Annotated in this window: 9 protein-coding genes; 3 read left to right on the plus strand and 6 right to left on the minus strand. The window is 56.1% G+C overall.

Annotated features, from left to right (window positions below; translation table 11 throughout):
* Positions 1-26 precede the first annotated feature (26 nt).
* Entirely contained in the window at positions 27-929 is a 903-nt protein-coding gene (locus PMI22_RS19710) for a DMT family transporter (RefSeq protein WP_007944671.1), read from the plus strand.
* 27 nt (positions 930-956) lie between these two features.
* Here PMI22_RS19710 and PMI22_RS19705 read toward each other — a convergent pair whose 3' ends face one another.
* The 4 genes from PMI22_RS19705 to PMI22_RS19690 all read right to left on the minus strand — a co-directional run bounded on the left by PMI22_RS19705 (position 957) and on the right by PMI22_RS19690 (position 3,696).
* Entirely contained in the window at positions 957-1,466 is a 510-nt protein-coding gene (locus tag PMI22_RS19705) for a DUF2165 family protein (RefSeq protein ID WP_007944672.1), read from the minus strand.
* Between the two features lie 144 nt (positions 1,467-1,610).
* Entirely contained in the window at positions 1,611-2,585 is a 975-nt protein-coding gene (locus PMI22_RS19700) for a 2-hydroxyacid dehydrogenase (RefSeq protein ID WP_007944673.1), read from the minus strand.
* A 195-nt stretch (positions 2,586-2,780) separates the two neighbouring features.
* Positions 2,781-3,158, minus strand: coding sequence for a DUF6124 family protein (locus tag PMI22_RS19695; protein WP_033049053.1), 378 nt, complete (start codon positions 3,156-3,158; stop codon positions 2,781-2,783).
* Positions 3,159-3,465: 307 nt separating this feature from the next.
* Positions 3,466-3,696, minus strand: a complete 231-nt coding sequence (locus tag PMI22_RS19690; RefSeq protein ID WP_007944675.1) for a hypothetical protein — start codon at positions 3,694-3,696, stop codon at positions 3,466-3,468.
* Between the two features lie 121 nt (positions 3,697-3,817).
* Between PMI22_RS19690 and PMI22_RS19685 the strand changes: the two genes are divergently transcribed.
* On the plus strand, positions 3,818-5,671 hold the full coding sequence (locus PMI22_RS19685; RefSeq protein ID WP_007944676.1) for a PAAR domain-containing protein: 1,854 nt from the start codon (positions 3,818-3,820) through the stop codon (positions 5,669-5,671).
* Between the two features lie 11 nt (positions 5,672-5,682).
* Positions 5,683-6,336 carry a DUF2931 family protein gene (locus tag PMI22_RS30435; protein ID WP_007944677.1) on the plus strand — a complete coding sequence of 218 codons (654 nt, stop codon included), beginning with the start codon at positions 5,683-5,685 and terminating at the stop codon, positions 6,334-6,336.
* 240 nt (positions 6,337-6,576) lie between these two features.
* On the opposite strand, the gene PMI22_RS19680 is transcribed toward PMI22_RS30435, so the two are convergent.
* On the minus strand, positions 6,577-6,954 hold the full coding sequence (locus tag PMI22_RS19680) for a DUF6124 family protein (protein WP_007944678.1): 378 nt from the start codon (positions 6,952-6,954) through the stop codon (positions 6,577-6,579).
* A 326-nt stretch (positions 6,955-7,280) separates the two neighbouring features.
* On the minus strand, positions 7,281-8,249 hold the full coding sequence (locus PMI22_RS19675; RefSeq protein ID WP_007944679.1) for a LysR family transcriptional regulator: 969 nt from the start codon (positions 8,247-8,249) through the stop codon (positions 7,281-7,283).
* Between the last annotated feature and the right edge of the window lie 247 nt (positions 8,250-8,496).

Raw genomic sequence — 8,496 nt, forward strand, 5'->3', positions numbered from 1 at the left:
TGGACCTCTATTGAGGAGTGCTTGCCATGAACCTGACGTTGTACTTGCTGACCGTGCTGATCTGGGGCACCACCTGGATTGCCTTGAAATGGCAACTGGGAGTGGTGGCGATTCCGGTGTCGATTGTCTATCGCTTCGGCCTCGCGGCGCTGGTGCTGTTTGCCTTGTTGCTGCTGAGTCGGCGCCTGCAGGTGATGAACCGTCGCGGGCACTTGATCTGTCTGGCGCAGGGTTTGTGCCTGTTCTGCGTCAACTTCATGTGCTTCCTGACCGCCAGCCAGTGGATTCCCAGCGGTCTGGTCGCCGTGGTGTTTTCCACCGCCACCCTGTGGAACGCGCTGAACGCGCGAGTGTTCTTCGGCCAGAAAATTGCCCGCAATGTGCTGATGGGTGGCGCACTGGGCTTGTTCGGGCTTGGTCTGTTGTTCTGGCCTGAACTGGCCGGGCACACCGCCAGCCCGCAAACCTTGCTCGGCCTGGGCCTGGCATTGCTCGGAACCCTGTGCTTCTCGGCCGGCAACATGCTGTCGAGCCTGCAACAGAAGGCCGGGCTGAAGCCGCTGACCACTAATGCCTGGGGCATGGCCTATGGCGCGGCAATGCTGTCGGTTTGGTGTCTGGTCAAAGGCATCCCGTTCGATATCGAATGGAATGCGCGCTACATCGGTTCGCTGCTGTACCTGGTCATTCCGGGTTCCGTGATTGGCTTCACCGCTTACCTGACACTGGTTGGTCGCATGGGGCCCGAGCGCGCGGCGTATTGCACGGTGTTGTTCCCGGTGGTGGCGCTGAATGTCTCGGCGTTTGTCGAAGGCTATCAATGGACCGCACCGGCACTGGTCGGTTTGGTGTTGGTAATGCTCGGCAATGTCCTGGTGTTTCGTAAGCCCAGGACACCGATGGCGCAAGGCACTGGCAAACTTGCATGAACGGCTTGGAGTGAGCGTCGAGGCTACTCAACGCTCGGTCCTGAGGGCGACGAATATCAGCAACGGGAGTATGAAATCGACAATATGCCGCGCCCAGTCCTTGGCGTTCCATGTTTGTGATTCATCCATGTTGAACCATTCGACACCGATCACTTGCAAACAGACGTAATAGACAAATATGGCGATCACTAATCCGATGATTGAAAACTTTTTGGCTTCATGAAAAACCTCGGCAGGCGCGTTTATGTTCCGGTAAAGGTGATAGGCACCGACCAGACAAAAAGCCGTGTAGATCACTTCCAGGGTAATAATGAACCAATAGATGCGGTGGTGCAGCATGGGCGAGGTAATGGCCCTGTAGCTCAGGTTCAGGTTTTCCCGAGTGGTGTCCATGCTCAGGATATGACCGACATATTCATAGTTGGATGAATAGTCGGTGAAATTACTGTACATCACCAGCAGGCCAAAAAAGCTTATATAAGCCATTAGCGAAAACTTGCTGTATCTGATGAGTTTGTCCGTGGAAAGGTTGTTCAAGGTTAAAGTGCTCCATCACTGTTTGTCCGTAAGTTCGGATTAGGTATCTGGAGTGTATAGGGCTGAACTTTTTTTCGTCGCTGGACTGAATTGCAAGTTGTGTAACAAGCGGGCAGATACATTAAAAGTATCTGCCCGTTTTAGTTAGACTTTCCAGACTTGCGGGTTGACCAGATCCTGCGGTCGCTCGCCCAGCAAGGCGCTGCGCAAGTTGGCCAATGCGCGATTGGCCATGGCTTCGCGGGTTTCGTGAGTCGCGGAACCAATGTGCGGTAATGTCACCGCGTTTTTCAATTGGAACAGCGGCGACTCGGCCAGCGGTTCTTTTTCGTAGACGTCCAGACCGGCGCCGCGAATGCGGTTGTTTTGCAACGCTTCGATCAGGGCCGGTTCGTCGACGACCGGGCCGCGCGCAATGTTGATCAGGATCGCGCTTGGTTTCATCAGCGCCAGTTCACGGTGGCTGATCAGGTGTTTGGTTTTTTCACTCAGCGGCACAACCAGGCAGACGAAATCGGCTTCGGTCAGCAGTTGATCCAGGGTGCGGAACTGCGCGCCGAGTTCTTGTTCCAGCTCGGTCTTGCGGCTGTTGCCGCTGTAAATGATCGGCATGTTGAAGCCCAAGCGGCCCCGACGAGCAATGGCCGCGCCGATGTTGCCCATGCCGACGATGCCCAGGGTTTTGCCGTGCACATCGGTGCCGAACAACGGTGCGCCGACGGTGGCTTGCCATTGGCCCGCCTTGGTCCAGGCGTCCAGCTCGGCAACGCGTCGGGCGCTGCTCATCAGCAGGGAGAACGCCAGGTCGGCGGTGCTTTCGGTGAGCACGTCGGGGGTGTTGGTGAGCATGATCCCGCGTTCATTGAAGTAGGCGACATCGTAGTTGTCGTAGCCGACCGAGACGCTGGAGACCACTTCCAGTTTGGCGGCGTTTTCCAGTTGCGCGCGACCGAGTTTGCGACCGACGCCGATCAGGCCATGGGCGTGAGGCAGGGCTTCGTTGAATTGGGCGTTGATGTCGCCGTTTTTCGGGTTCGGCACGATGACGTCGAATTCTTGTTGCAGGCGTTCAACCATTTCAGGAGTGACACGGCTGAAGGCGAGGACGGTCTTTTTCATGGGAGGAGGGCTCGTCGGGCGTGGAGAATGCCAAGCACGCTAACATTCTTCCCTGTAGTTGTGCGAGTACCCGGATTGCCGGATGTACACCGACCAAAAGTGTAGGAGTGAGCCTGCTCGCGATAGCGGTGTGTCAGTCGACATTAATTTTTAATGTCCGACCGCTATCGCGAGCAGGCTCACTCCTACAGGGGATCAGCGGTGTGGCGTGGGTTTTGGGAGTTCGAGGTTATCCATCATCCGATTCGCCGCCAGTTCGGCCAGCATGACGATTTGCTGGATCGCCATGGCGGTGTTGCGATGCGGGCCTTCCAGATAGCCGGCAAAATCGCTGGCCATCACACTGGCCTGGGCCAGTGATTCACAGGTGTGGGCCAACAGGTCTTCGTCTTTGATATCGGGCGCAAGCATGAACATCGTGCTGGGTTTGCGGGTGGCCGGTGATTTCAGGGCTGCGGGATTGAGGTAGTGATTCAGTGCGCGTTCGGCGGCGTCGTGGAATTTTTTGGAATCGACGGATTCGTAGGGGGAAACGTCGTCGGTTTCAGGAGGGTTCGGAGTTACTTTGATCATGCGGAAATTACTCATTGGCGTATTTATTGGAGCCGCCATTTTCGCTTCCAGACGAAAGGGTGGCAGCCGTGCGCAGGCTGGAAAACCGGATAAACCCGCCAAAACCCGGCAGACCCGAAGGTCTCCCGCGCACAGCTGCCATAACAGAACATTGCGAGCAGAAAAAAGCGCCGCAGTATGCCATGAGCTGTTGACGTGTTTATCAGGTTTCCAGGCCTGATCGCTGAAGTTCCAGCGACACCCAAAGCCTACCCAAATCCCGTCTGACCCAACAACCGACAGAACGCGTCGGAATCCTTCCCCAAAATCAGCGCGTCTGTAGGACCGTGAAATCAGTTCGCCAGCCGAACGTCTCCCGGCTTTCCGGGGTGTTGTCGGCCCACTTGGCCCACTTGGCCCACTTGGCCCACTTGGCCGGCGAGTCGTAAGCGATGCTAATGGCGATGCCCAGACCCGAAGGGACACGAATCCCGTCAGCGGGAGGAGACGAGTGCTTTTCCGATGATTTTTTGTGGGTTGGTTTTTTTTGCACGCTCATGTGTTCTAACATCCTGGCCACGACCTATTTACGTGGTCGAGTACTTTGGGAAACGTCTGATTGTTTTCTATAAAGAGCGTCAGCATGGTGCTGCCTCTGAATATTGATATGGAAGTCAAAAATGTCCGGCAAGCCTGCTGCGCGCAAGACCGATACCGTGAACTGTCCCCGCTGCGGTGGAACAGCCATCGATTCCGGGTCACCGAATGTATTTTTTGATGGTCTGCCTGCTGCTCGGGTAACCGACTGCACCACCTGCGGCAGTGTCTTGACCATGGGCGCCATGTCCTCGGTACAGATCAATGGCCAGGCCGCGCTGGTCACCGGCTCGCAAGGTACGCATGGCGACACCATTACGGGTGGGTCATCGAGCATCATCATCGGGAACAACTTCACGCCTGCACCTGTTTCCCCGATTAGTCCGATGCCCGCGCATTTGGTTGAGCCTGCCAGTTACCAGCCCTCGGTCATTGCACCTGCCCCCACGCCAGCGCGCGCCGCTGCTATTGACGATTCGGTTTTAGAGGAGGAAGAGGAAGAAGAGGAGCTGGATGAAGAGAAGCCTGTGGGTATCGCGCTACGGATCGGCGTGTTCTTTGATGGGACGCTGAACAATGCGAACAACGGTGAAATGGGACTGCTATGTGGTGCTAGCCATGCCATCAAGCCCGAAGATCTGGAAGCGAGTTGTAAACCTTATATGTCTGACCCGGACAGCAGCTACGCAAATGACGAGTCGAACATCAAGAAGCTCAGTGATCTGTATTTTGCTCCCGACGAACTTCAAGATATTGCCGGTCAGCAGCAGCTATTCAAATCTCTCTACATTGAGGGTATCGGCACGTCATCCGGCCAGCCGGATAGCATGACTGGCGCCGGCATGGGGCGTGGTGCAACTGGGGTTAGCGCTAAAGTAGAAGACGCCTTTCGTGAAATATTGAGGACTATCCTCAAATTCAGCCAAACAAATCCAGATTCTAAAATCATCAACCTCACCTTTGACACTTTTGGTTTCAGCCGAGGTGCAGCGGCTGCACGGCACTTTGCCAATGAAGTGGCTCTAGGTCGGCAAGGCCCCTTGGGTCAAACCATCAAGATGTTGCGACGAGCTTTTCACGAAAACTTCAGCGGTGAATTCAAGCGCGATATCAACATGGGCTTTATCGGTTTGTTTGATACCGTGCCGTCGGTAGGAGGCTTGGCCAATCTAGGCAATGTGCGCAGTCAAACAGCCCCAGGACTCAAACTGTACCTGCCTCGTAGCTTGTTTCCCAATGTCGTCCAATTGGCTGCCCGGGATGAAATCCGTGCCAACTTCGCCTTGAACCGGGTAAAACCCGCTCACCTGGAAATCACATTGCCAGGTGTTCACTCAGACCTTGGCGGAGGCTACTTTCCTGAATCCGAAGAGAACCTGCTGATCAGCCCCATGCAGGTGTTAGTTGTTCCCGGTACGACGGACGTGAAATACACTTCGATCTACCGTGATGCGCAACAGGTAAAGGCTAAGTGGGAAGCCAAAGGCTGGCCGTCCCAAATGCTCGAGGTCGTGACTCCCTATGTTAGGGGCTTGCCTCCGTCTCAGCAAAAAAGCTTTAACCCTGGGAAGCAGGTTTATGCGGCGTTGCAGCTCAAGCGACCGGTACGAGGCGAGCTGTCGCGGGTTTACCTGCGAGTCATGTACGAGTTGGCCAAGCAAAGGGGAGTGCGATTTAAACGCCTTGATGAGCAGTACCCGAGTTACACCATCCCATCGGAGCTTCAGGCGCTGTGTGACCGCTTCGTCGCGGGTGACTACAGTACAACGCCCGCCGAAGAGCAACTGCTGAAATTGAAGTACATTCACACCTCGGCCAACTGGAACCCACCGTCAATCCTGCAGGGTTCAACACCTCGAACCAGTTCGGGTTTACTCTACTTTAATGCCCCAACCACGGACGGGATCCGCGTACAACATCCCCATGTACCTGACTAGGAGTCACGAATATGCGAACACTATGGATCTTGTTCGGGGTTCTGTTGGTGAGCGGTTGCCAAGCCTCCGACCAGTCCTGGAGACGTTCAGATCCAGATGCTGGCCCGTGGGCGCTGGGTTTCGTCACACCTTATGCGATGGATGGTTGGGTTGAGGACGCTGCCACTATTGATACTCATGGAACTCTTTATCGTCGAATAAACAGTGGTGCCTCAGGAGGAAAGAAAAATGGTAAAAGCGGCGCACGTGGCTGGGCCGTTGTTGGTACAGGCACCGAAAGAGAAGTGAGAGACGCCAAACTTCCGGTACGCATCTACGTTCGCTGGCAATCGTTAGTTGAGCCGCAAACCTATCAAGGCTGGATTGAAATACCGGAGGATGCACGTCAGGTCTTACGCAAAGCTCTGTCCTTGGATTGCCCAAGTATTCCCGAAATGGCTGCCATTCCGAAAAGGGCTTCTGTACGTCTTGGACTTGCACCTGGCGGCGTGGTGCAAGTCTGGGCATTTGACGAATGCCTACACCCTGTCAAAGTCGCACATGCACAGGTCGGAGTAGAGCCCAAGGGACCTGGTTTAGGGCTCTCCGGAGGGAGTTACTTCCCATTGGAGGACGATTCCAAACGCTATGTCGAAAAATACGGTATCCCCTACGGAAGCTGGTGAATAACCATAAATTCAGCCCGCCAACTGGCGGGTTTTTTTCTATCTGGTGCAGGGAGTCAGGCTCCAGGCCAAACAACCCGATACTCAATGTGAAAGCCAATTCCGGTCTGGTGCGCCATACAAAACTGTGGGAGTGAGCCTGCTCGCGATAACGGAGTGTCAGTCGACATCATTCTTGAATGTCCGACCGCTATCGCGAGTTCAAGCCCGCTCCCACAGGGGGTAGCTGCTGCAGGGGAATCAGCGGTGTGGCGTGGATTTGGGTAGTTCGAGGTTGTCCATCATCCGGTTCGCCGCCAGTTCGGCCAGCATGACGATTTGCTGGATCGCCATGGCGGTGTTGCGATGCGGGCCTTCCAGATAGCCGGCAAAATCGCTGGCCATCACACTGGCCTGGGCCAGTGATTCACAGGTGTGGGCCAACAGGTCTTCGTCTTTGATATCGGGCGCAAGCATGAACATCGTGCTGGGTTTGCGGGTGGGCGGTGATTTCATGGCAGCGGGGTTGAGGTAGTGATTCAGCGCGCGTTCGGCAGCATCGTGGAATTTTTTGGAATCGACGGATTCGTAGGGGGAAACGTCGTCGATTTCCGGAGGGTTCGGAGTTTCTTTGATCATAAAAATTTACTCGATTTGGGATTAATCGAGCTGCCATTTTCGTTTCCAAGCGAAAGGGTGGCAGCCATGCGCGGTCTGGAAAACCGGATATCCCATCAAAACCGGCAGACCCGAAGGTCTCCCGCGCACAGCCGCCATAACAAGGAATTGCGTGCAGAAAAAGCGCCGCAGTATGCCATGTGCTGTGATGGGAATATCAGGTTTCCAAGCCTGGTCACTGATTTTGCAGCGACCCACAAAGCCTACCCATTTCCCGTCTGACCCAACAACCGACAGAACGCGTCGGAATCCTTCCCCAAAATCAGCGCGTCTGTAGGACCGTGCAATCAGTTCGCCAGCCGAATCCCGCCTAAACTGCCGCTCAAATCGTACGCCGCCAATTCCGCCTGATGCGCCGCCAGAATTTCCGGCAATGACCCGCGCAAGTACTCGACCCAGGTCTTGATCTTCGCATCCAGATATTGCCGCGAAGGGTAAATCGCATACAAGTTCAGTTCCTGGGAGCGGTAGTTGGGCATCACCCGCACCAGCGAGCCGTTGCGCAACCCTTCAATCGCTGCATACACCGGCAACACGCCCACGCCCATGCCGCTGGTGATCGCGGTCTTCATTGCGTCCGCGGAGTTGACCAGAAACGGCGAGCTGTTGATGGTCACGGTCTCCTGGCCTTCAGGGCCGTCGAAGGCCCATTTTTCCAGCGGGATCACCGGGCTCACCAGGCGCAGACACATGTGGTTCAACAAATCGCTGGGCTTCTGCGCGCAACCGTTGGCCTTCACGTACGCCGGCGAGGCGCAGACGATGCTGTAGGTGATGCCCAGGCGCTGGGACACGAAGCCCGAGTCCGGCAGTTCACTGGCGAGGACGATGGACACGTCGTAGCCCTCGTCGAGCAGGTCCGGCACGCGGTTGGCCATGGTCAGGTCGAAGGTCACGTCGGGATGCGTCTTGCGATAGCGAGCGATGGCGTCGATCACGAAGTGCTGACCGATGCCGGTCATGGTGTGCACTTTGAGTTGCCCGGCTGGACGCGCGTGGGCGTCGCTGGCCTCGGCTTCGGCTTCTTCGACGTAGGCCAGGATCTGCTCGCAGCGCAACAGGTAGCGCTTGCCGGCCTCGGTCAGGGCGATGCGGCGGGTAGTGCGGTTGAGCAGGCGGGTTTGCAGGTGGGCTTCCAGGTTGGAGACCGCGCGCGAGACGTTGGCCGTGGTGGTGTCCAGTTGCACGGCGGCAGCGGTGAAGCTGCCGGCCTCGGCCACGTAACTGAAGGCGCGCATGTTTTGCAAAGTGTCCATGGGGTGCTCTCAAGGGAGATGGCAAATTGTGACACAAGGTTTCAAGGTCGGTGACCCCCGACCAAGGGATTATCGCGTTAACGGTAACAAAGATTCACAAGAATCCCGGCTTATCGCCATTCAGACCGGCCCCTAGAATTGCGCCATTGTAGGAGCCGGGCTTGCCCTAATGCCGATCAGTTAAGCAATTTCTGCGGTAACGCAATTGTTGTAGCAGCTGGCGAAGCCTGCGTCGGCCGGTCCGCGC

The organism is Pseudomonas sp. GM21 (genome assembly GCF_000282215.1).
Taxonomy (GTDB): Bacteria; Pseudomonadota; Gammaproteobacteria; order Pseudomonadales; family Pseudomonadaceae; genus Aquipseudomonas.

Coding starts and splice junctions, on each gene's coding strand:
- PMI22_RS19710 (WP_007944671.1), top strand. CDS start 27: ATGAACCTGACGTTGTACTTGCTGACCGTGCTGATCTGGGGCACCACC.
- PMI22_RS19700 (WP_007944673.1), bottom strand. CDS start 2,585: ATGAAAAAGACCGTCCTCGCCTTCAGCCGTGTCACTCCTGAAATGGTT.
- PMI22_RS19695 (WP_033049053.1), bottom strand. CDS start 3,158: ATGATCAAAGTAACTCCGAACCCTCCTGAAACCGACGACGTTTCCCCC.
- PMI22_RS19690 (WP_007944675.1), bottom strand. CDS start 3,696: ATGAGCGTGCAAAAAAAACCAACCCACAAAAAATCATCGGAAAAGCAC.
- PMI22_RS19685 (WP_007944676.1), top strand. CDS start 3,818: ATGTCCGGCAAGCCTGCTGCGCGCAAGACCGATACCGTGAACTGTCCC.
- PMI22_RS30435 (WP_007944677.1), top strand. CDS start 5,683: ATGCGAACACTATGGATCTTGTTCGGGGTTCTGTTGGTGAGCGGTTGC.
- PMI22_RS19680 (WP_007944678.1), bottom strand. CDS start 6,954: ATGATCAAAGAAACTCCGAACCCTCCGGAAATCGACGACGTTTCCCCC.
- PMI22_RS19675 (WP_007944679.1), bottom strand. CDS start 8,249: ATGGACACTTTGCAAAACATGCGCGCCTTCAGTTACGTGGCCGAGGCC.